Annotated in this window: 32 protein-coding genes; 29 read left to right on the top strand and 3 right to left on the bottom strand. The window is 51.1% G+C overall.

The window, feature by feature from the left end:
* Nucleotides 1-3 precede the first annotated feature (3 nt).
* From EDM54_RS14850 to EDM54_RS14830, 5 genes are all read left to right on the top strand, one after another.
* Nucleotides 4-576 (top strand): CPBP family intramembrane glutamic endopeptidase, encoded by a 573-nt coding sequence (locus EDM54_RS14850; protein WP_227277478.1) that lies wholly within the window; start codon nucleotides 4-6, stop codon nucleotides 574-576.
* Nucleotides 573-1337, top strand: coding sequence for a LysM peptidoglycan-binding domain-containing protein (locus tag EDM54_RS14845; RefSeq protein ID WP_122958403.1), 765 nt, complete (start codon nucleotides 573-575; stop codon nucleotides 1335-1337). Before EDM54_RS14850 ends, EDM54_RS14845 begins: the two co-directional genes overlap by 4 nt.
* 59 nt (nucleotides 1338-1396) lie before the next feature.
* Nucleotides 1397-2299 (top strand): NAD(P)/FAD-dependent oxidoreductase, encoded by a 903-nt coding sequence (locus tag EDM54_RS14840; RefSeq protein WP_122958402.1) that lies wholly within the window; start codon nucleotides 1397-1399, stop codon nucleotides 2297-2299.
* 118 nt (nucleotides 2300-2417) lie between these two features.
* Nucleotides 2418-2840 carry a hypothetical protein gene (locus tag EDM54_RS14835; RefSeq protein ID WP_003387129.1) on the top strand — a complete coding sequence of 141 codons (423 nt, stop codon included), beginning with the start codon at nucleotides 2418-2420 and terminating at the stop codon, nucleotides 2838-2840.
* 278 nt (nucleotides 2841-3118) lie between these two features.
* The gene (locus EDM54_RS14830; RefSeq protein WP_003387128.1) at nucleotides 3119-3721 is read left to right on the top strand and encodes a genetic competence negative regulator; all 603 of its coding nucleotides are present in this window, start codon (nucleotides 3119-3121) and stop codon (nucleotides 3719-3721) included.
* Between the two features lie 81 nt (nucleotides 3722-3802).
* Here the strand turns inward: EDM54_RS14830 and EDM54_RS14825 are convergent, their stop codons facing one another.
* On the bottom strand, nucleotides 3803-4549 hold the full coding sequence (locus tag EDM54_RS14825; RefSeq protein ID WP_039070924.1) for a PIG-L deacetylase family protein: 747 nt from the start codon (nucleotides 4547-4549) through the stop codon (nucleotides 3803-3805).
* A 397-nt stretch (nucleotides 4550-4946) separates the two neighbouring features.
* Here EDM54_RS14825 and EDM54_RS14820 point away from each other — a divergent pair, with 397 nt between their 5' ends.
* Entirely contained in the window at nucleotides 4947-6179 is a 1233-nt protein-coding gene (locus EDM54_RS14820; protein ID WP_371862578.1) for a Glu/Leu/Phe/Val family dehydrogenase, read from the top strand.
* Between the two features lie 54 nt (nucleotides 6180-6233).
* On the opposite strand, the gene EDM54_RS14815 is transcribed toward EDM54_RS14820, so the two are convergent.
* Nucleotides 6234-7205, bottom strand: coding sequence for an asparaginase (locus tag EDM54_RS14815; RefSeq protein WP_003387125.1), 972 nt, complete (start codon nucleotides 7203-7205; stop codon nucleotides 6234-6236).
* Nucleotides 7206-7290: 85 nt separating this feature from the next.
* On the opposite strand from EDM54_RS14815, the gene prsW reads away from it, so the two are divergent.
* The 17 genes from prsW (at nucleotide 7291) to EDM54_RS14735 (ending at nucleotide 20405) form a co-directional block, all read left to right on the top strand.
* A complete protein-coding gene (gene prsW / locus EDM54_RS14810) occupies nucleotides 7291-7965 on the top strand; it encodes a glutamic-type intramembrane protease PrsW (RefSeq protein ID WP_003387124.1) in 675 nt (224 codons plus the stop codon).
* Nucleotides 7966-7986: 21 nt separating this feature from the next.
* Nucleotides 7987-8148 carry a hypothetical protein gene (locus tag EDM54_RS26510; RefSeq protein WP_170208336.1) on the top strand — a complete coding sequence of 54 codons (162 nt, stop codon included), beginning with the start codon at nucleotides 7987-7989 and terminating at the stop codon, nucleotides 8146-8148.
* Between the two features lie 171 nt (nucleotides 8149-8319).
* On the top strand, nucleotides 8320-8847 hold the full coding sequence (locus EDM54_RS14805; RefSeq protein WP_003387121.1) for a cell wall hydrolase: 528 nt from the start codon (nucleotides 8320-8322) through the stop codon (nucleotides 8845-8847).
* Nucleotides 8848-8872: 25 nt separating this feature from the next.
* Nucleotides 8873-10240 (top strand): germination protein YpeB, encoded by a 1368-nt coding sequence (gene ypeB / locus EDM54_RS14800; RefSeq protein ID WP_122958401.1) that lies wholly within the window; start codon nucleotides 8873-8875, stop codon nucleotides 10238-10240.
* A gap of 105 nt (nucleotides 10241-10345) precedes the next feature.
* Nucleotides 10346-11035 carry a flagellar brake protein gene (locus tag EDM54_RS14795; protein WP_003387118.1) on the top strand — a complete coding sequence of 230 codons (690 nt, stop codon included), beginning with the start codon at nucleotides 10346-10348 and terminating at the stop codon, nucleotides 11033-11035.
* Nucleotides 11036-11058: 23 nt separating this feature from the next.
* A complete protein-coding gene (locus EDM54_RS14790; RefSeq protein ID WP_003387117.1) occupies nucleotides 11059-11241 on the top strand; it encodes a hypothetical protein in 183 nt (60 codons plus the stop codon).
* Nucleotides 11242-11378: 137 nt separating this feature from the next.
* Nucleotides 11379-12041, top strand: coding sequence for a (d)CMP kinase (cmk, locus tag EDM54_RS14785; protein ID WP_003387116.1), 663 nt, complete (start codon nucleotides 11379-11381; stop codon nucleotides 12039-12041).
* A 4-nt stretch (nucleotides 12042-12045) separates the two neighbouring features.
* On the top strand, nucleotides 12046-12654 hold the full coding sequence (locus EDM54_RS14780; protein WP_003387115.1) for a lysophospholipid acyltransferase family protein: 609 nt from the start codon (nucleotides 12046-12048) through the stop codon (nucleotides 12652-12654).
* A gap of 247 nt (nucleotides 12655-12901) precedes the next feature.
* On the top strand, nucleotides 12902-14074 hold the full coding sequence (rpsA, locus tag EDM54_RS14775) for a 30S ribosomal protein S1 (RefSeq protein ID WP_003387114.1): 1173 nt from the start codon (nucleotides 12902-12904) through the stop codon (nucleotides 14072-14074).
* Between the two features lie 57 nt (nucleotides 14075-14131).
* A complete protein-coding gene (gene fni / locus EDM54_RS14770; RefSeq protein WP_122958400.1) occupies nucleotides 14132-15202 on the top strand; it encodes a type 2 isopentenyl-diphosphate Delta-isomerase in 1071 nt (356 codons plus the stop codon).
* 64 nt (nucleotides 15203-15266) lie between these two features.
* Nucleotides 15267-15905, top strand: a complete 639-nt coding sequence (locus EDM54_RS14765) for a YphA family membrane protein (RefSeq protein ID WP_003387112.1) — start codon at nucleotides 15267-15269, stop codon at nucleotides 15903-15905.
* Nucleotides 15906-15911: 6 nt separating this feature from the next.
* Nucleotides 15912-16829 (top strand): YIEGIA family protein, encoded by a 918-nt coding sequence (locus EDM54_RS14760; protein ID WP_003387111.1) that lies wholly within the window; start codon nucleotides 15912-15914, stop codon nucleotides 16827-16829.
* Nucleotides 16819-17001: a capping complex subunit for YIEGIA gene (locus EDM54_RS14755; RefSeq protein WP_003387109.1), complete on the top strand. Its 183-nt coding sequence runs from the start codon at nucleotides 16819-16821 to the stop codon at nucleotides 16999-17001. Before EDM54_RS14760 ends, EDM54_RS14755 begins: the two co-directional genes overlap by 11 nt.
* A gap of 54 nt (nucleotides 17002-17055) precedes the next feature.
* Nucleotides 17056-18369, top strand: a complete 1314-nt coding sequence (der, locus tag EDM54_RS14750) for a ribosome biogenesis GTPase Der (protein WP_122958399.1) — start codon at nucleotides 17056-17058, stop codon at nucleotides 18367-18369.
* A 15-nt stretch (nucleotides 18370-18384) separates the two neighbouring features.
* On the top strand, nucleotides 18385-18990 hold the full coding sequence (gene plsY / locus EDM54_RS14745; RefSeq protein WP_024984947.1) for a glycerol-3-phosphate 1-O-acyltransferase PlsY: 606 nt from the start codon (nucleotides 18385-18387) through the stop codon (nucleotides 18988-18990).
* A gap of 11 nt (nucleotides 18991-19001) precedes the next feature.
* A complete protein-coding gene (locus tag EDM54_RS14740) occupies nucleotides 19002-20054 on the top strand; it encodes an NAD(P)H-dependent glycerol-3-phosphate dehydrogenase (RefSeq protein ID WP_031933259.1) in 1053 nt (350 codons plus the stop codon).
* Between the two features lie 78 nt (nucleotides 20055-20132).
* On the top strand, nucleotides 20133-20405 hold the full coding sequence (locus EDM54_RS14735; RefSeq protein WP_003387105.1) for a stage VI sporulation protein F: 273 nt from the start codon (nucleotides 20133-20135) through the stop codon (nucleotides 20403-20405).
* A 118-nt stretch (nucleotides 20406-20523) separates the two neighbouring features.
* Here EDM54_RS14735 and EDM54_RS14730 read toward each other — a convergent pair whose 3' ends face one another.
* On the bottom strand, nucleotides 20524-21012 hold the full coding sequence (locus EDM54_RS14730) for a hypothetical protein (protein WP_003387104.1): 489 nt from the start codon (nucleotides 21010-21012) through the stop codon (nucleotides 20524-20526).
* A gap of 138 nt (nucleotides 21013-21150) precedes the next feature.
* Here EDM54_RS14730 and EDM54_RS14725 point away from each other — a divergent pair, with 138 nt between their 5' ends.
* The 6 genes from EDM54_RS14725 (at nucleotide 21151) to hbs (ending at nucleotide 24928) form a co-directional block, all read left to right on the top strand.
* Nucleotides 21151-21339 carry a DUF2768 family protein gene (locus EDM54_RS14725; protein ID WP_003387103.1) on the top strand — a complete coding sequence of 63 codons (189 nt, stop codon included), beginning with the start codon at nucleotides 21151-21153 and terminating at the stop codon, nucleotides 21337-21339.
* Between the two features lie 15 nt (nucleotides 21340-21354).
* The gene (locus tag EDM54_RS14720) at nucleotides 21355-21651 is read left to right on the top strand and encodes a 2Fe-2S iron-sulfur cluster-binding protein (RefSeq protein WP_024984949.1); all 297 of its coding nucleotides are present in this window, start codon (nucleotides 21355-21357) and stop codon (nucleotides 21649-21651) included.
* A 15-nt stretch (nucleotides 21652-21666) separates the two neighbouring features.
* Nucleotides 21667-22011 carry a 2Fe-2S iron-sulfur cluster-binding protein gene (locus EDM54_RS14715; RefSeq protein WP_031933260.1) on the top strand — a complete coding sequence of 115 codons (345 nt, stop codon included), beginning with the start codon at nucleotides 21667-21669 and terminating at the stop codon, nucleotides 22009-22011.
* Nucleotides 22012-22029: 18 nt separating this feature from the next.
* The gene (locus EDM54_RS14710; protein ID WP_122958398.1) at nucleotides 22030-22761 is read left to right on the top strand and encodes a YphF family lipoprotein; all 732 of its coding nucleotides are present in this window, start codon (nucleotides 22030-22032) and stop codon (nucleotides 22759-22761) included.
* Nucleotides 22762-22939: 178 nt separating this feature from the next.
* A complete protein-coding gene (spoIVA, locus tag EDM54_RS14705) occupies nucleotides 22940-24418 on the top strand; it encodes a stage IV sporulation protein A (RefSeq protein WP_003387098.1) in 1479 nt (492 codons plus the stop codon).
* A gap of 237 nt (nucleotides 24419-24655) precedes the next feature.
* Nucleotides 24656-24928 carry a non-specific DNA-binding protein Hbs gene (hbs, locus tag EDM54_RS14700; protein WP_003387097.1) on the top strand — a complete coding sequence of 91 codons (273 nt, stop codon included), beginning with the start codon at nucleotides 24656-24658 and terminating at the stop codon, nucleotides 24926-24928.
* Nucleotides 24929-24934 lie beyond the last annotated feature (6 nt).

Raw genomic sequence — 24934 nt, 5'->3', positions numbered from 1 at the left:
CGCGTGCACCATGGTCTGGACGATGCGACATTGCGATTTAATCTCTGGCTGACACAAGTCGTCGTCATTGGTGTGGCCCTGATCGGCAGCCTCTTTGTCCACGGATGGGCAGACACGCTTTCCCTGTTTCGCTTTCCAGGCATCGGGTCGTTGATGTGGGCGATAGGGGTTGCTGCTGTCGTCGTCGGGTCAAGCATTGGCATGGACCGTTTTTTGCCTCCTCGCTGGCAGGACGACGGGAGTATCAATGAACGCATTTTTTCCGGGCTCTCTATCGGCGGCACGTTCGTTCTCTGCTGCGTCATTGGCATTGGCGAGGAATGGCTGTTTCGCGGTGTCGTCCAGCCGGTTATCGGCAATGTGTGGACGAGCGTTCTTTTTACGCTGGTTCACGTCCGCTATTTGTCCAAACCATTGCTTGTCGGGAGTGTATTTGTCACCAGCTGGCTGTTGGGGTGGCTGATGGAGACGAGCGGTTCCCTGCTTCCGTCCATTCTGGCCCACATCGTCATTGACCTTTTGTTGGCCTTCTATATTCAACATGGATATTCCCGTGAGAGGAGGAACCTGGAGTGACACCAAACGAGAACAAAAAACAGCCCGAGAGCATAGAAAGCTTTGAGTACGGAGCAAACGCTCAGCATGGAGGCTTGCCCCCCAGGAGAACAAAGCACAAGCAGGCCGGTCAGGTGAAGATGCCAGCCTTTTCTTACAGGACCATCCTGCAATCAGGGCTTGCTGTCTTTGGAACTTTGTTTTTGATTCTGATCGGATTCGAATTGTACAAGGCGTCACAAGCAGTGCCAGGTGCCGTTTCCTTTGTAGAGAGTTCGCAAGGAACAGAATCTTCGCAAGCAGAGAGGGGGCCAGTCGAAGCCTCAGCAGAGGGAGCGGTACATCCACAGGCAGATACGGCGTCGGGCCAAGACTCGTCAACCCCTGGGCAACAGCAAAATGCGGAAAACCAGTCGCCTGGATCACAAAAGCTCGGTTCTGCCTCCCAGTCTCCTTCTGCGAGCCAAGCGGAGACCAATGCTGTTGCGGGAGGAGAAAAACAAGCAGAGAAGGCTGCTTCGGAAGCCCATCAGGGAAGCGGCAGCAGTTCCCCGGCGACCAAACCGGAAGACAAGCCTGCCGCTGTGGAAAAGCAACAGGCTTCTTCGCCGCAATCCGAAGTAAAACAGCATAAAGTGAAAAAAGGGGAGACGCTGTTTCAGCTTTCCCGGATGTACTACGGCCATAACAGCGGGGTAAAGAAAATTGCAAGTTACAACGGGATCAGCGCGGAAGCACAGCTTTTGGAAGGGCAAATCGTACAAATTCCGCTTTCCCGGTAATGAGCCGGGGATGTCTGGGGAAAAATAACGGAAACCAGACAGACGAGGTGGAATGACCATTGACATTTGACACCGTGATAATTGGCGGCGGGATCGCTGGCTGGCAGGCTGCCATTCAATTGAGCCGAAGCCTGCGAAAGGTAGCGGTGATCGATGACGGTGGCGGGCGTTCGTCTGCGGCCAAGAGGTATCGAAACCTGTTGGGCTTTCCCGCCGGAATCAGTGGCGACGAATTGCGGCAGGCAGGACGGACGCATGCGATGCGCTATGGAGCGGAGTACTTCGAGGATGAAGTGGTCTCCCTTGTTCAGGATGCTGATCAGCTCTTTCGCGTAGAAACGAGACGTACGCGTAGTACAATCCGGGGGCGCACAATCGTGCTGGCAACGGGAATCGCAGACCCGTTCCCTGATATCGACGGATTGCACGAGTGCCTCGGCATCTCGGCTTTCATCTGTCCTGATTGTGACGGGTATGAAACCGTCGGCAAGCAAACAGGGGTGATCGGCCGGGCAAGGCAGGCAGTTCAGATGGCAAATGCGCTTTCTTATTATACGGACAAGCTGCAGCTTTTCATCTCGAGCACGGAGGAAGAAACAGCGGACATTGACAGCGCCAAGAACTCTTCGTACCCCTGTTGCTTTGAACCGGTAGTGTCGCTTGAACATCAAGCCGGTGAAGTGCGGTGCTTGCATTTGGCAACCGGAGAGCAGGTCGAGCTGTCCAGAGTTTTTCTCGCATTCCCAGGAGCACGTGCACAATCCCATTTGCTGCGGGCGTTTCCGGTTGAGATGAATGAGAAAGGGCATGCAATCGTGAATCCCCGCACGAAAGAGACAAGCTATCCCGGCATTTGGGCGATCGGTGACGTTGCTGCCCATTCTCAGCAGGTAGCCATCGCTATGGGGGATGGTTCCCAGGCGGCCATTTGGATACATAAACGGTTGCTACAACAAGATTAGGTGTAGACGGATTGCATTTTGACAGGTGCAATCTTTTTTCATGGGTTGATAGGCACAAGTGAATAGGAACGCCATATAATTTGATAGCAAGTATGGTATTGAGGAGGATGGGGGAGAAGTGACGGCGTACCTGAAGGATTTGATAGCCGGCGTTCTTGCCTGGTGGTCTATGAATGGCGCTTACAAATTGTTTCCCGTCAAGGAGCTGGCTGCACGCGGCTTGGGAGAAGGGATGACATTACTGTTGTTTAAGCCCATCGAATTGATCATCTCTGTTTCCTTGTTTTTAATTGCTTCGCTCCTGTGGGGAAAACCATTTGTAGGCCATTTTCTCCGGTTGACGCAGCGGCCTCTCTCCATGGACAGCTTCTTGCATCTGATGATGTGCGGGTATTTCTCGCTGATTGCCTACATCCAGTATGTGAAGATGCCCGGCCCGACAGCTGTACTGCTCATCTTTCTCTTGTTGTTTTCAATAATCAAGCTCATACGGCGAAGGGCACTCTATACGGAAATCACTCAACTGACGCGAAAGAAATGAGTGCGAAAATCTTTCCTGGGAAAGCGCAGGAAGCGACATCCCCCAACCTTGCAAAGGTGACAGTTCGCTAGCTTTCGACACGGTCAAAGTGTTCTCCCCGATTGAAAAGACAGGTAGAGCGCTATGTACTTGTCCATAAATGTGATATGATATAGGTATGACCGAAATGTAGGAAATTGGGTCATCCGCTGCCAGGTATTCGTCGGAAAATGCGGAGAACTCTTACAGGCTTTCATTCATAATTTGTAGTACGACTGGATGGCGAGGAGGGGACGGTCATGCGTGTTGAACGCCTTGGTCAAGACAAGATACGAATCTTTCTCACGTTCGACGATTTGTCGGAACGAGGAATCGAAAAAGAGGACATGTGGCGTGACATTCCCAAAGTTCATGAACTGTTCAACGATATGATGGAGCAGGCTTACCAGGAACTTGGTTTCGAGGTGTCGGGTCCTGTCGCCGTTGAAGTGTTTGCCTTGCCAGCTCAGGGGATGGTCGTAATCGTAACTCGCGGAAAAACAGGCTCAAAGACTGAAAAAGATGAGGAAGAGTACGACGAGGACGATGTGTACGAACTCGAGGTCACACTCGAGGAAAGCGATCTTGTCATTTATTCTTTCCGCGACTTTGAGCACCTGGTTGAAGCCGCTCATCGTATAAACGCATTCCTGATCAACGGAGGCGCAGCTTATTTCTATCAAGGGAAATACTATTTGGTACTGGAAGAGCTCGACCTGGATCAGGACCGCTACCAGAAAATGATTGCGATCCTCTCGGAATATGGAGAGGCGACGCCAACGACCGTATACGTTTTGGAGGAATACGGGAAAGTGGTTGTCGCAGATGATGCTGTCAAGGAAATATGCAGGCACTTTACCTAACGAACTTCCGCATATACGCGTGAAAACAGCACCTAGTTGCGCAACTAGGTGCTTTTCCTGTTTTCATCAAAATGTAGGCTTCTACGTCGTTATGCCGCTGAAAAGGTCTGTTTCCTTTTCCTCTACAGAGGTTTCCCGGGGACGGTCGCCGACGAGAATGAAGTGATTGACTGTACGAACATAAGTCGTATCGCCCTGCAGGACGCCAGGGAAGACACGGCTGACGGACAGGTGCTGTGTCCGGTGGGCGGCCAGTGCTTGGGCTACCTGCGGTACATAAGCAGGCGCGGAAATAATCGTAGTGATGCTGTCGATCGGATCGGTATAGGGAGGTGACGCTATGCCGAAATTCTGGTCCGCAGCATGAGTAACATAATACAGTTTCTGGGTAACTGAGCCGGCAGGCAAGGCTTGAACCGCGCTCGTAGTTGCGGCTGATATCGCCTGATGGTCCGGATGGCCGGAGATGCCATGCGGAGCAAATGTAATGACGACCTGTGGCTTGATCCGCTCAATCGCTTCATTGATCTTCTGCTCTAGCTCCGCCGGAGGGATATTCGATAGTTCTTTGTCTCGGTAGCCCATGAATTCCACACGGGAAATGCCGAGGATGGAAGCAGCCTTTCGCAATTCGGCTTCCCGTACCGCCGGCAGCTCCTCCATCGTGCAGATGGGCGGATCTCCGGGCTTGCCTGCCTCTCCTCGGGTTGCGCACAAAAGATGTATGGATACATCGGGCTGGGATGCGTACTTGCAGATCGTGACGCCAGAGGTAAACGTTTCGTCATCGGGGTGAGCAAAAACGAACAAGATTCTTTTCTCTTTCATGATGAACCTCCGTTAGGCAGCATGGGGTGATAATCTATATTATGGCACAGAAAATCGGTTTTGACAGTCGGGGAAGTGCAGCAAAGGTAATGTTTTTCCAATAAAATGGGCAAGCTAACGACACGTCTGAAAGGAGGAGCAGCCTCCCTTGAATTTGCTGTCAGGACAGGCTTTCAAGCATATTTACCTGCTGAATAAACTGCTGAAAAAAACGTGCCGGGTCTAGCCCGAAAGTGCCTATTCCGCATGAAAAGGGAATTTTCATCTTCTCATCCCTGATACAAGCGTGTATACTTAACGATGGGTTTACCGACAACTATTTTGAGGTGAATAAGTAATGGGTAATCACGAAGTGGTAACCGAAAACACCCAAGGGAAAAAAGAACAACAAGAAAGCATGAACTTGCTGCATTCGACCCAAACGGTGATCAAAGAGGCACTGGAAAAGCTAGGTTACCAGGAAGCAATGTACGAACTCTTGAAGGAGCCGTTGCGCGTTCTGACCGTACGTATTCCGGTTCGCATGGACAACGGAGAAGTTAAGGTCTTTACAGGTTATCGCTCACAGCATAATGATGCAGTGGGTCCTGCCAAGGGGGGCATTCGTTTCCACCCGGAAGTTACAGAAGATGAAGTTAAAGCGCTTTCTATTTGGATGAGTTTGAAAGCGGGTATCGTCGACCTGCCATATGGTGGCGGTAAAGGCGGTATCATTTGTGACCCGCGTGAAATGTCGTTCCGCGAACTGGAGCGCCTGAGCCGCGGGTACGTCCGCGCGATCAGCCAAATCGTAGGCCCGACAAAAGACATTCCAGCACCAGACGTGTTCACCAACTCGCAAATTATGGCCTGGATGATGGACGAGTACAGCCGCATCCGCGAGTTTGATTCGCCAGGTTTCATTACAGGAAAACCGATTGCGCTGGGCGGTTCCCACGGCCGCGAAACAGCTACCGCCAAGGGTGTAACTATTTGCATCCGCGAAGCTGCAAAACGCCGCGGCATTCAACTGGAAGGAGCTCGCGTAGTCGTTCAAGGCTTCGGTAACGCAGGAAGCTACCTGTCCAAATTCATGCACGATGCAGGTGCAAAAGTCGTCGGTATTTCTGATGCTTACGGTGCCCTGTACGATCCGAACGGTCTTGATATCGACTATCTCCTCGACCGTCGCGATTCTTTCGGTACTGTTACAAAGCTGTTCAACAACACCATTTCCAATAAAGAATTGCTGGAACTGGAATGCGATATTCTCGTTCCTGCTGCGATTGAAAACCAAATCACGGCTGAAAATGCGCACAACATCAAAGCGCAGATCGTGGTGGAAGCAGCAAACGGACCAACCACTCTCGAAGCTACAAAAATTCTCACAGAGCGCGGCATTCTGCTGGTACCAGACGTATTGGCGAGCTCTGGCGGGGTAACCGTTTCCTACTTCGAGTGGGTGCAAAACAACCAGGGCTACTACTGGTCCGAAGAAGAAGTTATTGAAAAGCTGGAAAAAGTTCTTGTAAAAGCGTTTGAGAATGTATACTCCCTCGCTCAAACACGCCGCATCGACATGCGTCTGGCCGCCTACATGGTGGGTGTACGCAAAATGGCAGAAGCTTCCCGCTTCCGCGGTTGGGTATAAGACAGGCTTTGTTCCGAAAAAAAACCTCCTTGCGTATGCAGCAAGGAGGTTTTTTTATTGCTCGAACAATTGTTGAAGCTCTTGAAAGTCGCGGGTTTGCTGCAGGGCGACCATCAATTTCAGGCGTGCCTTCTGGCCATTCAAGCCATTTGAAAACAAGACGCCCATTTCCTTGAGCTGGCGGCCGCCGCCGGCGTAATCGTAGACATCCTGGACTTGGCCGTTGTAGCAGCGCGAGACGAGGACGATCGGGATTTTCTTGTCCAGCAGCTCTTGCAGGACAGGGACGATCGCAGGTGGCAGGTTTCCAAGCCCGAATGCCTCCAGAACAAGACCGTCAACCGGCTGCTCCAGCAAAAAGCCAAGCCAGCGAGGGTCCATCCCGGAAACAGCCTTCAGCAGCGGCACATCGGCCTGGGCGCTGGCGATCGGGTAGTATTCCCTGACCAATGGAGCATGATGGTAACTGACGCTTTTTTTGGAAATAGTCCCGATCGGACCGTATTGCGGCGATTGAAAGGTAGCGACATTGCTGGTGTGGGTCTTGGTTACATGTCTGGCTGCGTGAATCTCATCGTTAAACACGACCAGTACACCTTTGTTCCTGCTCTGGGGATCAGCGGCAGTTCGTACGGAGGAGATCAGGTTGACAGGTCCGTCAGCTCCCAGCTCATTGCTGCTCCGCATGGCGCCGGTCACAACGACTGGCACGGTCACAGGCAAGGTTAGGTCGAGGAAATAAGCGGTTTCTTCCAATGTATCGGTTCCATGGGTGACCACGACCCCGTCATAGCCGTGCTGGCTCAACTCGTGTTGAATGAAAAGGCGAAGCTCATTCATAATCGCAGGAGTGATATGGGGACTTGGCAGATTGATGTGATTGATCATGGTTACATCGGCGTACCGATCCAAAAAAGGCAAAATTTTTTCGACAGCGTGATCTTCCAGAGGCTTGACTCCTTCTGATTCGTCGACGGACATGGCGATGGTGCCGCCTGTGTTAATGACTAAAATTTTCTTTTGCATAAAGTCTCTCTCCTGTAGCGGTTTTCAAGTAACCATTATTCATGGTACGATGAATAATAGTCTTGTGTAAAGGAGCAATACTCAGATGCTTGCTGTCATTGGGGCCGCTATCGCCCCCGGTATCGCCATCCTGAGTTATTTTTATCTCCGTGACAATTTGGAGCCCGAGCCGATATCCATGGTGATTCGGACCTTTATTTTCGGGGTTCTCTTAGTCTTTCCCGTGATGGTCCTGCAGCATATTATGCAGACCGAGTGGAACTGGCGAAGTGAGCTGTTTGCGAGTATTTTCCAGTCAGCGGTGGTAGAAGAATTTTTTAAATGGATGGTCCTGTATTTCACTGTCTATAAACACGTGGAGTTTGATGAGCCTTATGACGGAATTGTGTATGCGGTAGCCGTTTCCCTTGGGTTTGCCACATTGGAAAACTTTATTTACCTGATCATTAATGGGGTGGATATTGCCTTTTGGCGCGCTTTTTTGCCCGTTTCCAGTCACGCGCTGTTCGGCGTGTGGATGGGGTATTATTTAGGGAAAGCCAAGTTTTCGGGAAAAGCAAACCTGGAGCTGAGACGTTTGTTTGTCTCCCTTGCATTGCCGATCATTTTGCACGCGTTGTACAATTCCATCTTTTTGACGACAGAGCACTGGATTTGGATCATAGTTCCCTTTATGCTGCTTCTATGGTGGCAAGGGCTGAAAAAAGTGCAGAGGGCCCACGATTTCGGTTCTAAAACACTAACTTCCCGTCCACAATAAGTAGCGAGGAGGAGAAGAGACGTGTCTAGGAACCAACGAACGAAAGTGACGATTCGCTGCAATGAATGCGGAGAAAAGTTTACGCTCCGGGGACGGCGAGAGCCCAGCGGAGAAGTGGAGACCGGCTTTAAACAATGTCTTTGCAACAACGACAGACATTTCAGCATTCAGGAACAACCATAGTCTTTGCCCTAATCGAATAGCGTTAGCTTCGACGAGATCGCGGAGCAGAGAAGAATCGGCCATGATGCCGGTTCTTTTTTTCTGCCCGGAAAGGTGGATTCGTGAATAAACATTTCTAGCTCCACTAACACTATGCAAAGATTGCATGATATGTCAAGGAGGATGTGTACCGTGGGAACGAAGCTGATCGCAGGGGTACTGGCAGTGCTGGCTGCAGTTGCCGGGTACTGGATTTATTCAGACGAACCGGATAAACAGGTGGCGACTGCACAGGAAGTGGAAGTCGCTGCACCGGCAAAAGGAAAGGCGCAGGCAAAGACGCAAAGCTTCCATCCCTCCCGCTTGTCGGACAATGAGCTGAAGATGATGGCCAATGCTGTTTACGGTGAAGCCAGGGGAGAGCCGTATGAGGGGCAAGTAGCGATTGCGGCAGTCATTTTGAATCGGGTGGAAAGCCCTTCGTTTCCCGATACACCCTCCGGTGTCATTTTTGAGCCAAGAGCATTTACGGCCGTTGCAGACGGGCAAATCTGGCTGACTCCAAATGCCCAGGCGAAAAAAGCTGTCCGGGATGCCTTGAACGGCTGGGACCCGACAGGGGGCTGCACGTATTACTTCAATCCGGCGACCGCTACTTCAAAATGGATTTGGAGCCGACCGCAGGTAAAAAGAATCGGCAGACATATATTTTGTCGTTAACTAGTGAAGGGGGGACTATCACAACATGGTATATGCAGCAATTGCACGTGTTGCTTTGCCCGTTGCTCTCGTTGGCTTGGTAGGAGCGGGCATGTGGGGCTATCAGGAGCACAACGAAAAAAACTCGGTGCTGATCAAGGCCGAAAACCAGTATCAACGCGCATTCCATGACTTGAACCACCATATCGACAAGCTTCATGACGAACTGGGGAAATCTCTCGTAATCAACTCGCGGAGTCAGATGACCCCATCTTTGACAAACGTGTGGCGACTTGCTTATGCAGCTCAATCCGATGTCGGCCAATTGCCGCTGACACTGATGCCGTTCAACAATACAGAGGAATTTTTGGCCAAGGTAGCTGACTTTTCATACAGGGTAGCCGTGCGCGACCTGGACAAAAATCCGCTCACCAATCAGGAATATCAAACGTTAAAGAGCTTGTACAACAATTCCAAAAGCATTCAAAAGCAGCTTCAGCACGTACAGACGAAGGTGATCGACAAACGGCTGCGCTGGATGGATGTGGAGACCGCTCTTGCATCTGATGACAAAAAGACGGACAACACCATTATTGACGGTTTCCGAACGATTGAAAAGAAGGTACAGGAATTTCCGGAAGTAGACTGGGGCGTAGGCATCAAGAGCCTGGACAAGAAAAAGCAGCAGCGGATCAAAGGAATTGACGGAAACCCGGTTTCCAAGGAGGAGGCGCAAAAAATCGCTCTGTCCTTTACCGGTTTAGACCCGGCCAATACAAAGGTAGAGGTCGACGATAACGGCAAGGCGGAAACGTATTCGGCGTACAGCGTTCGCTTAACCTCCCCCCAGTCGCCGACACCTATTTACATGGATGTGACGAAGCGCGGCGGCAAGGTAGCATGGTTGATGAACGAACGGGATGTAGGGGAACAGCGGATGTCCATGGAGCAAGCGGAAGCGAGCGCCAAGAAATTTTTGGAGGCGCATGGCTTTTCGAATATGGTCGTAGCGGAAAAAGACGGTTATGAGGGCATGGCCGTTATGACCTTTGTCCCCGAGCAAGATGGCGTCCGCATCTATCCCGATGCAGTTGCGGTGAAAACGGCTTTGGACAATGGCACAGTAGTCAGCTTCAATTCGACCGAATATCTGTTTAACCACAAGCAGCGAATCCTTTCCAAGCCGAAAGTGACAGCTGAGCAAGCAAAGAAAAAAGTGAATCCCAGCGTAAAAGTCACCGACCAGCGGCTGGCGCTCATTGAAGGAAAAAACGATGGAAATGAAGTGCTGTGCTGGGAGCTGGCCTGCAGCTTTGAAGGGAATTCGTACATGGTCTACATCAATGCAATGACCGGCGAAGAGGAAGAAATTGTGAAAATGACCACAGGACAAGAAAGCAAAGCTACAGAATAGATGCTTCTTCAAAGGGAAAGCCGGCTGGCGACGGTTTTCCCTATTTGCCGTTTATTGGGCCCCCGGGTTATAATGGAAGGCATGAGGAGAAAAAGGGGGAAAAGCATGATCATGTTGCTGCCTAGAATCGGACAAACACTCCGCCTTAACCTCGTCGATGCCTGGGATGAGAACCGCGATCATACATTAAAAACAAGAGTTGCAGACCTTCGGGACGACACGGCAGTAATCGAGCTTCCCATTAGCGAGAAGACCGGAAGAACCGCCCCGCTGTTGACTGGTACTGAATGCGATGTGTGGTACATCGGAGAAGACGGCTCCCGCTATGAGTTTCGCTCAACGATCATCGGCAGGCAAACGGAAAACATTCCGGTCCTGCTAATGAGTCTCCCAAGTAAAGATGCGGTCATTCGGAATCAAAGGCGCAATTACCTCCGTATTCAAACGGCTGTAGAGATTGCAGTGAAAATGGACGATCCGCTGAGACAGTACCATTTTCTCGCTCGGACAGTCGACTTGAGTGGAGGCGGCCTCTCCTTTACATGCGAGGACAACATGCGCTTGCAGGAGAAGGATAGTCTGGAGATATGGCTGTCGCTGCCCAGCAAGGCAGGTCAGGTGCATCACGCTTTTGCCCTTGGAGAAATTGTGCGGCAAAAGCCTGCAGATGAAAAGGGGAAGCATCAATGGGTGTCAGTGAAATTCACGAAAATCAACGAATCCGATCGGGCAAAGATCGTTCGTACATGCTACGAGAGACAGTTGGAAATGAGAAAAAAAGGCGTACTGGAATAACAACTGCTGAAGGGTGATACCGGATGGCTGAAGACTTCGACCAGCAATTTGACCGTTTATCCAGGCGAGTAGAAAGAGCAATGGTCCTGCTTATTTTCGTCTGCGCAGCTTTGCTCATAGCTGGTGAACTGCTGCTTGCGGTTGATCCGCTGCGAGTCTTCCTGTTGGAAACAGAACGTCTGGAAGGCGTGTCGCATATTCCTTAAGGGTTTGCGCATGCTTCCATACTATGGTACTATTATAGACAACATAGAGAGTTGAGAAAGTTATGAAAGGGCTTCGACAGAAGCTTTTCTTGTTTTTGTATCTTTCCGGCACTCATACATAGCGGGTGAGAAACAGAATGAACATTGCAATAGACGGCCCAGCAGGAGCGGGGAAAAGCACTGTAGCCAAGATGGTTGCAGAACAGCTCGGCTACCTGTACATCGACACCGGCTCTATGTACCGGGCCTTGGCCTGGGCTGCCCAAGAGCACCAGATTGAAATAGAAGACGAGCAAGCCGTCTCCGAATTGTTGAAAAACAACGTTATTCACTTGAAGCGAGACTCTGCGCAGCAGCGCGTTTATTGGAATGACGAGGATATTACCGATCGAATCCGGACACCGCAGGTAAGTCAATACGCTTCTGTCGTAGCCAGCTATGGTGCGGTCAGAGAGCAAATGCTCGTTTTGCAGCGGCAACTGGCTCAGGTAGGCAATGTCGTCATGGATGGGCGGGACATTGGCACGCATGTGCTGCCCGATGCAGAAGTAAAGATCTTTTTGACCGCATCCATCCGTGAGCGGGCAGAGCGAAGATTGAAGGAATTGCAGCAAAAAGGGCATCAAACGGATCTGGCCGAGCTGGAAGCGGAGATCGCGCAGCGAGATAAACGCGATATGGAGCGGGAGGTTGCTCCGCTGCGACAGGCAGAGGATGCCGTTCTGTTGGATACGACAGGCATGACCATTCCGCAGGTTGTCGATCGGATCCTACAAATTTGCAAGCGATCGGGTGAGTAAGAACGTGAGTTACTATCGTGTATTTCGGGGCTTTTTCCGCTTTATATTTTCTACATTTTACCGTTGGCAAGTAATCGGTGCCGAACATATACCTAAGGAAGGCCCTGTAATTCTTTGCTGCAACCACCTCTCCTTGTGGGATCCGCCGTTGCTGGGCAGCGGGATCGACAGACAGGTGCATTTCATGGCAAAGGAAGAGCTGTTCCGGATCCCGGTCATTTCGTTTCTGATCACCAAATTCGGCGCCTTCCCCGTGAAAAGGGGAGCTGGCGACCGCGGAGCGATCCGCGCGACTCTCAAATTGCTGGAAGAGGGAAAAATCTTTGGAATTTTCCCGGAAGGAACTCGCAGCAAAACGGGAGAGTTGGGCGCTGGTATGCCCGGTGTCTCCATGTTTGCCCTCAAATCTGATGCTGCAGTCATACCAGTGGCCATCATCGGTCCATACAAGTTGTTCCGGCCGGTCAAGATCGTCTACGGACAGCCGATTGACCTCTCGGCTTTGCGGGAGAGAAAAACGGACTCCGAAACGTTGCGTGAGACGACTGACCTGATCATGAGCCATATCCAATCGCTGCTGGATCAACATCGATTCTCGCGCAAGGCGGAATAGAAACAGCAAAGGGTAGAATACTAACTTTGCTGGAACTTCCTGGCTTGTCAGCTAACTGTCAGCCATTTGGCGTCAGTTGCAAATATACATGTTCCCGGTTCTTATACAGTGGAGGTTTAAAAAGGAGGAGTAACCGGCTGGATGACAGTCTGTTTCCTGCAATCATGCAAAATTTTGGTTGCCTCGCTTTTTAAACAGCCTCTAAATAGACGCTTGGGACTTGATGGTATCGAAGGAGGTTTTACTCATGATGGAAGAAAGCAACGTAAGCCTGACGGATGCAACAGTGATTTCCGTGGGTGATGTAGTTAAGGCTACGGTTACCAAGGTGGAGGAAAAACAGGCATTGGTAGACGTCGGCTACAAATACGACGGGCTGATTCCGATCAGCGAACTTTCTCCGCTGCACGTGGAAAAGGTGTCCGATGTCGTTTCGGTAGGGGACACATTCGATGTAAAGGTAATCAAGCTCAACGATGAAAAAGAAGAACTGGTTGTCTCCAAAAAGGCTGTTGCCATGGAAACTTCTTGGAGCGATCTGGAGCAAAAAATGGCTTCTGGCGAAGTAATTGAAGCCGTTGTAAAGGAAATCGTCAAAGGCGGTCTCGTCGTAGATGTAGGGGTGCGCGGTTTTATCCCTGCCTCCATGGTTGAGCGTCACTTTGTTGAAGATTTCAGCGAGTACAAGGGCAAAAACCTTCGCTTGAAGGTTGTCGAAATGGATAAAGAAAAGAATAAGGTAATCCTCTCCCATAAAGCGGTTTTGGAGGACGAGGCGAAACAGCAGAAGAGCGCTGTTTTGGATCAACTGCAGCCCGGTCAGGTACTGGAAGGTACCGTGCAGCGAATGACTGATTTTGGCGTATTCGTTGACATCGGCGGAGTTGACGGACTGGTACACGTATCCGAGTTGGCCTGGAACCGTGTCGACAAGCCTTCTGATGTCGTCAAAGAAGGCGACAAAGTAAAGGTGAAGGTTCTGAAGGTTGACAAGGAAAACGAACGGATCAGCCTCAGCATCAAGGAAACGCAGCCGGGACCTTGGGCAGAAGCCGCTGAGAAATTCAAAGCTGGCGATGTGGTCTCCGGTACGGTAAAACGCCTCGTCTCCTTTGGAGCATTTGTAGAAGTGGCGCCAGGGATCGAAGGCCTCGTCCATATCTCCCAAATCGCGAACCGACGGGTAGCGACTCCAGGTGAGGTGCTGAAGGAAGGCCAAGAGGTTCAGGTGAAAATCCTGGATGTGGTGCCGAAAGAGCAGCGCATCAGTCTCAGCATTCGTGCCGTTGAAGAAGATCGTGTAGAGCAGGCAGAGCGTGCGAGCAAGCGCGAACAGCAGCAGTTCCAGCAAGAGAACAATCAACCTTTGGGTGTGACGCTGGGAGAACTGTTTGGAGACCTGAAAGATAAACTGAAGTAAGAATAAAAGGGGATGCGCATAGGCGTGTCCCTTTTTCTGTAGATACGGAGGTAATCCATGGATCGTTCGCGTCGGAAAATGGACCATATACAATTTGCATTAGAAACGAGAGAGGAAGAAAGCAGTATCTGGGATGACATATCCTTTGCGCCAAATAGTTTACCGAATATATCTTATGGTAACTGCAATCTTGCTGCATCACTGCCTCCCCTCCAGCTTTCTTCTCCCTTGCTGATAAATGCCATGACCGGGGGTGCTCCTGCGGTCACCGCAATCAATCAGAAGCTTGCGGTCATCGCCCGCGAAAGAGGGTTGGCGATGGCAGTGGGGTCACAAATGGCGGCGTTGCGCGATCCTGCCGTCAGAGAAAGCTACCAGGTTGTCCGGCGTGAAAATCCGAAAGGGATGGTGTTTGCCAACCTGGGTGCGGAAGCAACTGTTGAACAAGCAGTACAAGCAGTGGAGATGATTGAAGCAAATGGCCTTCAGATTCACCTCAATGTCATGCAAGAACTCCTGATGCCGGAAGGAGACCGTGACTTCCGAGGTTATCTCGATAACATCAGGCGCATCAAGGAGCACGTTGGGGTCCCGGTGATCGTAAAGGAAGTAGGGTTTGGCATGTCTGCAGAAAGCATGGAAAAACTCGCAGATGCCGGTATCACCCTCCTGGATGTAGGGGGCAGGGGAGGTACCAACTTTGCCAAAGTTGAGAACAGACGCCATCACACGCCGATGTTCATGTTCGAGGATTGGGGCTTTACAACACCGGAGAGTCTGTTGGAATCGGCCGAGCTTCAATCAAGGGGAATCACTTTTATTGCCTCGGGAGGCATTCGTCATGGGCTTGACGCTGTCAAAGCCATTGCTCTGGGAGCGTCCGCCGTTGGCATGGCCGGTTCTTTTTTGCGTCTTGTTCAGACGGTTTCCATAGAGGAGTGCCTGGCGACCGTCGACCTCTGGCATCATCAGATCCGCGTGGCCATGACAGCACTGGGAGCAGCCTCGATCAACGAACTGCAGCAGGTGACGGTAATGATCACAGGCAGAACGGCAGAGCGTGCTCGCCTGCGCGGAATAGCGCCTGAAAAATATGCGAGGAAAAGACTGGGCAAGCGAGATTCCTGATTCATGAAAGGATGAAAAATGAGGCATACTTGGGGAAGACAACCGCATCTAGAGGGAGATGGACATGAACGATGGAACGCTAGCGATCCTCATCCAGTGGTGCTTCCTCTGTCTGATATGGATGGGTGTCTGCGACGGAGTTTTTCACCGCTGGGGGATCAAGAGAGCTGGTGCGTTGGCTGTAGTGACCCTTTTTCTCGTCTGCACGTTCGTCAGCTGGCAGCTCTCCTTTTTTCCGGCTATTCGCGTCAGCGTCAGTGGAGCGATCCTGCCCTTTCTGTGCGCCGGTTGGCTGTATTCGAACCAGCAGCACGGGCGGAAGAGAATCTACGTGATCATCGGCGGATGTATCGGGATAGCGCTGTTTTGGTTTCGCTGGCTGCTCTTTACAGATCCGGTGCTCGCCGTCTGGGATGTAAGGTGGATGGTGCCTGTATGTGCTGTTTTTGCCGCTTTGACAGTGAGTCGTTCAAGCCTAACCCAGATGTTCTTGCTGCTCCTCTCCTTGCCTCTAAGCGATTTGCTGTATTCGCTTTATGAGTGGAAGCTGACTGGCTCCTGTCAAATTGGCAACGAGTATGCGCACGATTTGTTGTGGAGCGCAATTTCCTTGTGGGGAGTATGCGCCGGCGGCTGGGCGATGGCGAGAATGCTCTTCCGGTTTGGGGGGAGGAAGACTTCCAATTCAGACACGAACAGGTGATGCTCATTGTTTCAAGAACTGCTCTCCAATGAATATGTAATTCCGCTCTCGCTTGGCTTTGGATTCGGGATCGTTTGCCGCATATACCTGTTGCAAACGGATTATCGGCAGTACCCCACCTATCCGCACGGCAAGATTATACACGTTTCTCTGGGAGTCATTGCTTCTGCTCTCGGCGCTCTTGCAGTTCCCTCGCTGCTAAAGCAGGATTATACGGCGGTAACCTTTTTAACGGTTGCTGCCCAGCAGTTTCGCGATGTGCGCAACATGGAACGCACTACTTTGACGGAGATCGACAAGAGGGAGCTGATCCCCCGCGGAGGTCCCTATATCGAAGGTATTGCGATGGTGTTCGAGGGAAGAAACTATTTGGTTATCTTCACTTCCCTGCTGACGACCTTTGCAACGGTCCTGTTCGACTGGTGGGGCGGTGTTTTGGCGGGTATCGGTACTTTGCTGGTCTCCCGGTGGCTGAAATCAGGCAAGAACTTGTCCCATATCGTCGATGTCGTTCCCGCGGAGGTGCGAGTCGACGGAAAGGATTTGTATGTCGGCGATATCTATATCATGAACGTCGGACTTCGAGATGCACAGGACGTCATCAAGAAGCAGGGGCTGGGATTTATCCTTGTACCGAAAGACGCGAATGCCAGCGTTACGATTGCGCACCCGGGCCAGCGCCAGGCTATTTTGCATGACGTTGCTGTTCAGATGGGCCTGTTCACGGACGAGGGAGAGCCATCCCTGACCCCTTTAATCAAGAGAGATTTGGCTAGTGGTCGGCTGGGCGTATTTTTGCTGCCGCAGGTCATGGATCAGGAGCGGGCAAAAATCGTCATTGAGTCTGTGCCGATTTTGGAAAGCGTGTTCCGAAAGCCGCTGGAATCGCCTGCTGCGGCGGAGGGAGGCGCTCATGGCGGGTAAGATCATGGCCATCGTTACGATGAAGAAAGAGCAAGTAGCAGGCGGAGCCCCCATTTTCGCAGTAGAGGACAAGGAAAGTCTGCAGAAGACAGCCTTTGTTCTGGAAAAAATTTTGGATGCGATGGTCCACGAATTGAATGATGATACCCTGGTCATTGTGAGTCACAAGTAGTGTGTGGTATGATTGTCTAGTTAAAAACAGATACGAGAGAGAGTGTTGTCAACTATGGGATTGCCAGTGGTAGCCATTGTGGGGAGACCCAACGTGGGCAAATCCACGATATTTAATCGATTGGTCGGTGAACGTATTGCCATTGTAGAGGACAAGCCAGGCGTTACCCGGGACCGTTTGTACGGGAAAGGGGAATGGCTGGATCAATATTTTCACGTGATTGACACGGGAGGTATTGAGTTCGGCGAGACCGACGAGATTTTGACGCAAATGCGCCATCAGGCGGAGCTTGCCATCGATGAGGCGGACGTCATCATCATGATCGCAGACAGCCGTACTGGTGCGACAGACGCCGATCTGGAGCTTGCGCGCATGCTGAACCGCACGGGAAAACCCGTCGTATTGGCCGTAAATAAGGTAGACAATCCGGAGATGCGAGCGGAGATTTACGATTTCTATACGTTGGGGCTTGGAGAGCCGTTTCCCGTATCCGGCAGCCATGGTTTGGGACTCGGAGACGTGCTGGAGGAAGTGGTCCGTCATTTCCCTGCAAAAGAGGAAGAAGATCAGGCCGACGACGTCATCCGCGTCTCGATCATCGGGCGCCCGAATGTGGGCAAGTCTTCTTTGACGAACGCCATTCTCGGTGAAGAACGCGTCATTGTCAGCGATGTTGCCGGAACTACGCGGGATGCGATTGATACTCCGTTCGAACGCGACGGACAGCAGTATGTGCTTGTGGATACGGCAGGTATGCGCAAGCGCGGAAAAGTGTACGAGACCACGGAAAAATACAGTGTGATGCGCGCTATGCGTGCCATTGAGGAATCTGACGTGGTATTGGTCGTTTTGAACGGGGAAGAAGGAATCATTGAGCAGGACAAAAAGATTGCCGGATATGCCCATGAAGCGGGACGTGCCGTCATTATCCTCGTGAACAAATGGGATGCGCTCGAAAAAGACGACAAAACGATGAACCGCTTTACCGAGCTGATCCGCGAAGAGTTTAAATACCTCGACTACGCTCCGATCCTGTATGTGTCGGCGAAGACGAAGCAACGTGTTCACACCATCCTGCCAAAGGTAAACCAAGTGGCGGAAGCCCATTCGATGCGGGTGCCTACATCGGTTCTCAATGACCTGATTACCGATGCGACAATCATGACGCCGCCGCCTTCAGACCGCGGGAAACGCCTTAAAATCAACTATGCGACACAGGCGACGGTCAAACCGCCTACTTTCATCCTATTTGTCAACGATCCGGAACTCATGCATTTCTCCTATGAGCGTTACATAGAAAACAAAATACGAGAAGCGTTTGTCTTTGAGGGAACGCCGATTCGTATCTGGACGCGCAAAAAAACATAGGGAGAGGAAACGACCATGGTGTATTTGTCCTTGCTGATCAGCTATTTGATCGGATCAGTCAGCTTCAGTTACCTCATTGCCAAAAAAATCGCGGGTATCGATATACGTTCTCACGGCAGCGGCAATGCCGGCGCTACCAACACGCTGCGTGTCCTGGGGAAAGGACCCGCTGTCACCGTGCTGGTATTGGATGCTTTGAAAGGTCTGGCCGCAATGGGACTTACCCATTTGTTGACTGATGGGAATGCACTGGCGTACGCTTTGTCCGGTTTGTTTGCCATCATTGGACACAATTGGCCTGTCTTTTTCGGATTCCGCGGAGGAAAGGGGATTGCCACAACCGTTGGGGTGGCATTCGGCTTTTCTCCGCTTGCCTTTCTGATTTCGGGCATTATTACGATTATTGTTATTGCGATTACGCGATACGTTTCCCTTGGTTCACTCGTGTTGGTGACGATGCTTCCAATTTTTCTATACGTATTTGCCAAGGAACCTGCCTTTATATGGGTGAGTACCGTACTCGCTATTTTCGCTTACATTCGTCATTACAGTAATATCCGAAATCTTCTCTCAGGCAAGGAACGAAGGCTGGGGGAATCTGCCCAGCGCCCGTTTAAGTAAGTTCCGAAACAATGTGTAGTGTGGAGGGGGAACTATTGAGTTTACAAGTTGCAGTCATAGGTGCGGGAAGTTGGGGAACGGCGCTGGCATCCGTTTTTGCATACAACGGCCATCAGGTCACTTTGTGGATGCGGGATGCAAAGCTGGCTGAGAAAGTAAATACGTTGCACGTAAACGAAAAGTATTTGCCGGAGGCTCGGTTGTCCCCGCAAATCGTCGCGACGACAGACATGAAGGAAGCGGTGCAAGGGAAGCCAGTCGTCCTGCTGGCTGTTCCGTCGCATGCCATGCGGCAGGTAACGCGTGAGCTGGTGCCTTACCTGGAACCAGACGTACTGCTGATTCATGCGACCAAAGGCTTTGAGATGGAAACGCTCAAACGGATGTCGGAGGTGATCGGTGAAGAAGTGCCGGCATCGATCGCCAGCGGACTGGTCGTGCTGAGCGGCCCCAGCCATGCCGAGGAAGTGATTCTTCGCTCTCCGACGACAGTAGTGGTAGCGTCTGCTTCAGATGAAAAGATGCTGCGAGCCCAAGACCTGTTGATGAACAACTATTTCCGCGTGTACACCAATCCGGATATGGTCGGGGCAGAAATTGCGGGGGCGCTCAAAAACATCATTGCGCTCGGAGCGGGGATGTCCGATGGACTGGGGTTCGGAGACAATGCAAAAGCCGCATTGCTGACGCGGGGCTTGGCGGAAATCACGAGGCTGGGCATCCAGCTCGGAGCAATGCCGCTTACCTTTGCCGGTCTTGCCGGAATTGGCGATCTTGTGGTTACGTGCACGAGCAAGCACAGCCGAAATTGGCGGGCAGGCTATTTGCTTGGACAAGGAAAGCCGCTTGACCAGGTGTTGGAACAAATGGGGATGGTCGTGGAAGGCGTCCGGACAACCAACGCTGCCTATGCGCTGGCGGGACGGGAAAATGTCAGCATGCCCATCACGGACGTTTTATACCGGATCTTGTTTGAAGGAACCTCCCCCCGGCAAGGAGTGGAGGAATTGATGGGACGCGGGCGCACACGTGAAAACGAATACCTCGGCCCATACAGTATCTAAGCCGATTCGCTCACCTTTTTAGGCTCCTGCACATACGTTAATGGTGTAATCCAAATGTTGCAAGGAGGGCTTTGAGCGATGAGCAACAGTATTTCTCGCCGTTTTTTGGAGAGGTTGCAAAAACAGGCTTCAGATAAAGTCGATGAAGGGAAATTGCGCTCGCTGGCCGGTCAATTCCAGCGCAGCGACTTTGAGGATGAAACCAAGCTGCGTCAAATCATTCGTTCGCTTGCAGCGCTGAGTGGGAAGACTTTGAATGAAGAGCGGGAAGACAAGATCGTGGAAATGTTCCGCAATCAGGAGATCAGCCTAAACGACATCCAGTCCCTTACAAAACTATTGCGCTCGTAGAGAAATGGGCGGTTATGACCGTTGCATGCTTGACAAAATGTCATACAGTATGACTAGGAACAATCATGGCTCTACAGGGACATGGCTGGTCTGCAGGATCAAGAAAAAAAGAGGGAGATTATCCCTCTTTTTTTCGTTTTGCTGCGCCGTTTGTCGACTGGCTCAGCAGGTTTTGAACGAGAGGAGATTGCAAAAGCCCCAGAAGCTGTCCGATATCTATGTTTGCCAAAGGGTTTGATCCGCTGTTTTCTGCTTCGTCCCGCACGGTTTCAGGTTCCTGGCTGCTCTCTGCGGTTTGTTTTTTGGAAACGGGCCTGTCTGCGGGTCTTTCCACAGATTTTTCTGTGGCGTTTCCTTTGGCGCTGCGCTTGCCAATCGATTCAAACATCTCCATGGCACCGTAAAGCGTATCCATGGTTTCTTCGACTTGGCGGATCGTGCTGCTGATCCCCTTGATATTGGTGCGCATCTTTGATACGGATGTCCGGAGATCGACTGGCTGCACCACTTTCTTTGGCGTCACAGCCAAAGAAACATCGGTTATTTGATCGCTTAGCTTTTTACTCGGTATGGGGGCATAAGGATTGCGCCATTTTTTCGTACTCATCTGTATCCCTCCATTGGGCGGATTCATCAAAATAGTCTATGCGGGCGTCTAGTGCATGGTTCAGATGAAAAAGCGTGGAATACGGGAAGTATGGTATAATAAAGCAAAACTTAAAGAGAAAAGGATGCTGTCAAGACAATGCCTATCGATCCGATGACCAAGATGAACATCTCTTTGGTTGCGATTGCGCTGATGTTCATCTGTAATTTTTTGATGATTTTTGCACGAAAGACCGCAAACAACCTGGTTCGCTTCTTGTTGAAGACGTTTGCTTTTCTCATGCTATTGGTCACCTTCGTCATGATCATCATCGTTATATTTGCCTAAGGGGAGTGGCAGAAGTTGAAGGAATTGACATTACATACGCGCTCCGGCACGCACCAGCTGCCTCTTGTGATGGGAAAAACAATCGTCGCTATCGCAAAGGAGCATAAGCTGAGCTGGGGCTATGCTTGCGAGCGGGGGATATGCGCGCAATGCCGAACGCATGTTGAGGCAGGCGCGGAACACTTGAATGAGATTACGGATGCGGAAAAGCTTCGTCTGAGAAAAGCGGAGCGGGCCGAAGGGTATCGGCTTGGTTGTCAAATCAAAGTGATTCACGAGGGCAATGTTACTCTGGCTCACCGTCCGTATTGACGGGAGAGTGGTGAAATGGCAAAAATTACGTTTCTGCCTGCGGGCAAGTCGATAAAAGCGAGGCCGGGGCAATCGATTACGAGTGTAGCGAAGGCGGCAAGAATCGTCATTCCGCAGCGATGCGGGGGACATGCGTCCTGTCTCATGTGCCGGGTAGTTGTGGAAAGCGGGCAACTCAGTGAGCCGAGTACGCTGGAAAAGCGGAAAATGCCTGAAGCGGACCTTGGCAAAGGCATCCGGCTTGCCTGTCAGGCAAAGGTGATGGGGACCGATTGTTCCGTCCGGATTCCGGAGAGCAAATGGAAATCGGTCGTTCAGGCGGCGCTGGAGAGACAGCGCCTGGAGGAAGAAGAATGGTAGCTAGAGGAGTAGCGAGAGATGTTGCGTAAAATGAGAAACACAGGACTGTTGACAGCGCTGCTGGTGATGATCGCGGCACTGCTAGGCGGCTGTATGTATCCCGAGGAAAAAAAGCTGGAAAACCAGATCCCTAGTGAATTTTACCTGGAAGCGACCCAAAAGGCTGTCGAGCAGTTCCAGAAGGACACAGGGGTGCTTCCGATTGCTACAAAGGACATCAACACGCCGATCTTCGAAAAGTATGAGATCGATTTTCGGAAGCTGATGCCCAAATATTTGCCTGACGTACCTGCCAACGCGTTTGAAAAGGGCGGTATTTATATGTACACCCTGATCGATGTCGAGACAAAACCGACAGTGAGATTGATCCATCTCGGATCGGTGGGCAAGGTGGCGGACATCCAGGCTGCCGTCATCCGTTATCAACGAAATTACGAAAAGCTGCCGATTAAGGCAGACATCGGCAACGGTTACTATTCCATTGATTTTTCAAAGCTGAGCATGAAGGAAGTGCAGGTTCCGGGCACAGCAGGCAATTACCTGTTGCCACTGGTGATGAACGAAAAAGGAGAAGTAGGGATCGATTATGCGGCGGACATTGCGACGGTCCTGCGGAATTCAAAGGCGGAGGTCCCCAAGGCTACGGATCCGAGATACGTCATGGCTAGAAAATCTATGTTTGTCCCGGCAAAATCATTCCCCTACGAAATGGTCAATGGGGAACCGAAATTGCTCAAATTGAATAATTGAAATGATCGGGGCAGCTCAAGTTGAGCTGCTTTTTTTTGTTCTACGGAACTGATTCTCACATATATTTGTATTGTCCAAGATTCTAGTACGAGATTCACGGGAAAATGCAGGCGGTCAGGGATAATTCGGAAAAACGGTCATAGTGTAACAATAGACAAATAGAAGGAGGTCATCGATGGTGGAACGAGTCGATATCTTTAAAGACATTGCCGAACGGACGGGCGGGGATATCTACCTGGGGGTAGTTGGCCCGGTTCGCACGGGAAAATCGACCTTTATCAAAAGGTTTATGGAACAGGTCGTCATCCCCAACATTCACTCGGAGGCGGAACGTATTCGGGCGACAGATGAATTGCCTCAGAGCGCTTCCGGGCGAACAATCATGACTACGGAGCCGAAATTCGTTCCGAACCAAGCCGTCCAGGTAGACGTTACAGAAGGGCTCAGCATCAACGTTCGCCTCGTTGACTGCGTCGGCTATACGGTTCAAGGAGCCAAGGGCTTCGAGGACGACAACGGACCGCGCATGGTGCATACCCCTTGGTATGAGGAGCCGGTACCGTTCGAGGAAGCGGCCGAAGTGGGGACGCGAAAAGTAATCCAGGAGCACTCCACGATCGGTATCGTCGTCACAACGGATGGCAGTATCGCGGAGATCCCGAGGGCCGGTTATATCGAAGCGGAGGAGCGAGTCATCAACGAGTTGAAAGAAGTGGGGAAACCCTTTGTCATTATCGTCAACTCGACTCGGCCGCGCTCGGATGAAACTCAGAACCTGCGATTGGACTTGCAGGAGAAATACGATGTGCCTGTTGTGGCGTTGTCCGTCGATCACATGTCTGAGCAGGAAATATTGATGCTCATGAGAGAAGTGCTGTTTGAATTCCCTGTACATGAAGTAAACGTGAACCTGCCCAGTTGGGTGATGGTACTGGAAAATGGACACTGGCTGCGTCAAAACTACGAGGAAGCCGTCAGAGACACTGTACAGGACATCCGGCGCTTGCGCGATGTCGACAGGGTCGTAGGGTTCTTTAATGAATATGACTTTGTCGAGCGGGCTTCGCTTGCCGGTATGCATATGGGGCAGGGTATCGCTGAAATCGATCTGTATGCGCCGGATGAACTGTACGATCGGATTTTGATGGAGATCGTTGGTGTAGAGATAAACGGAAAAGACCACCTCTTGACGATTATGCAGGATTTCGCACATGCAAAACGCGAGTATGACCAGGTTGCCGAGGCGCTTCACATGGTTCGTACCACAGGCTACGGCATAGCGGCACCGTCCTTGCATGAGATGACCTTGGACGAACCTGAACTTATCCGACAGGGACCTCGCTTCGGTGTGAGGCTAAAAGCGACGGCTCCGTCGATTCACATGATTCGCGTTGATGTTGAATCGGAGTTTGCGCCGATCATCGGAACGGAAAAACAGAGTGAAGAGCTGGTCCGTTACCTGATGCAAGATTTTGATAAAGATCCGCTCTCCATCTGGAATTCGGATATATTCGGGCGTTCGCTCCATTCGATCGTCCGCGAAGGAATTCAGGCGAAAATCACCATGATGCCGGACAACGCACGCTACAAGCTGCAGGAAACACTCGGTCGCATCATCAACGAGGGCTCGGGCGGACTGATTGCTATTATCTTGTGAAAATAGGTATAAAGAACCAGAATATAGACAGGCAAAGGAGGCTCCCGGCATGACGGGAAGCCTTTTTTTCTTGGATTTCGTTTAAATTCGACATCAGGGGGCTTGAATTTACAAGAATGGTGTATTACTATAAGCTTGTCAGAGCGGTAAAAACACCCAATCGCGTATAAAACGCAGGGTTTCGGTAAAGAAAAGTAATACCTACGACTCAACCGTCATTGAGGGGAGGTGAACAATATGAACAAAACAGAACTGATCGCAAAAGTGGCTGAGACCACCGAGCTCACAAAGAAAGATGCAACGAAAGCTGTTGACGCGGTTCTCGATGCAATCGCTGAAGCGTTGAAAGACGGTGATAAAGTCCAACTGATCGGCTTCGGTAACTTCGAAGTTCGCGAGCGCGCGGCTCGTAAAGGTCGTAACCCGCAAACTGGTGAAGAAATCGAAATCGCATCCAGCAAAGTCCCTGCCTTCAAACCTGGCAAACAACTCAAGGACTCTATCAAGTAATAACGT

This window comes from Brevibacillus borstelensis (genome assembly GCF_003710865.1).
Classification (GTDB): domain Bacteria; phylum Bacillota; class Bacilli; order Brevibacillales; family Brevibacillaceae; genus Brevibacillus; species Brevibacillus borstelensis.
The sequence above is the reverse complement of the archived record's forward strand: the minus strand, read 5'-3'. Positions and strand labels throughout refer to the sequence as shown.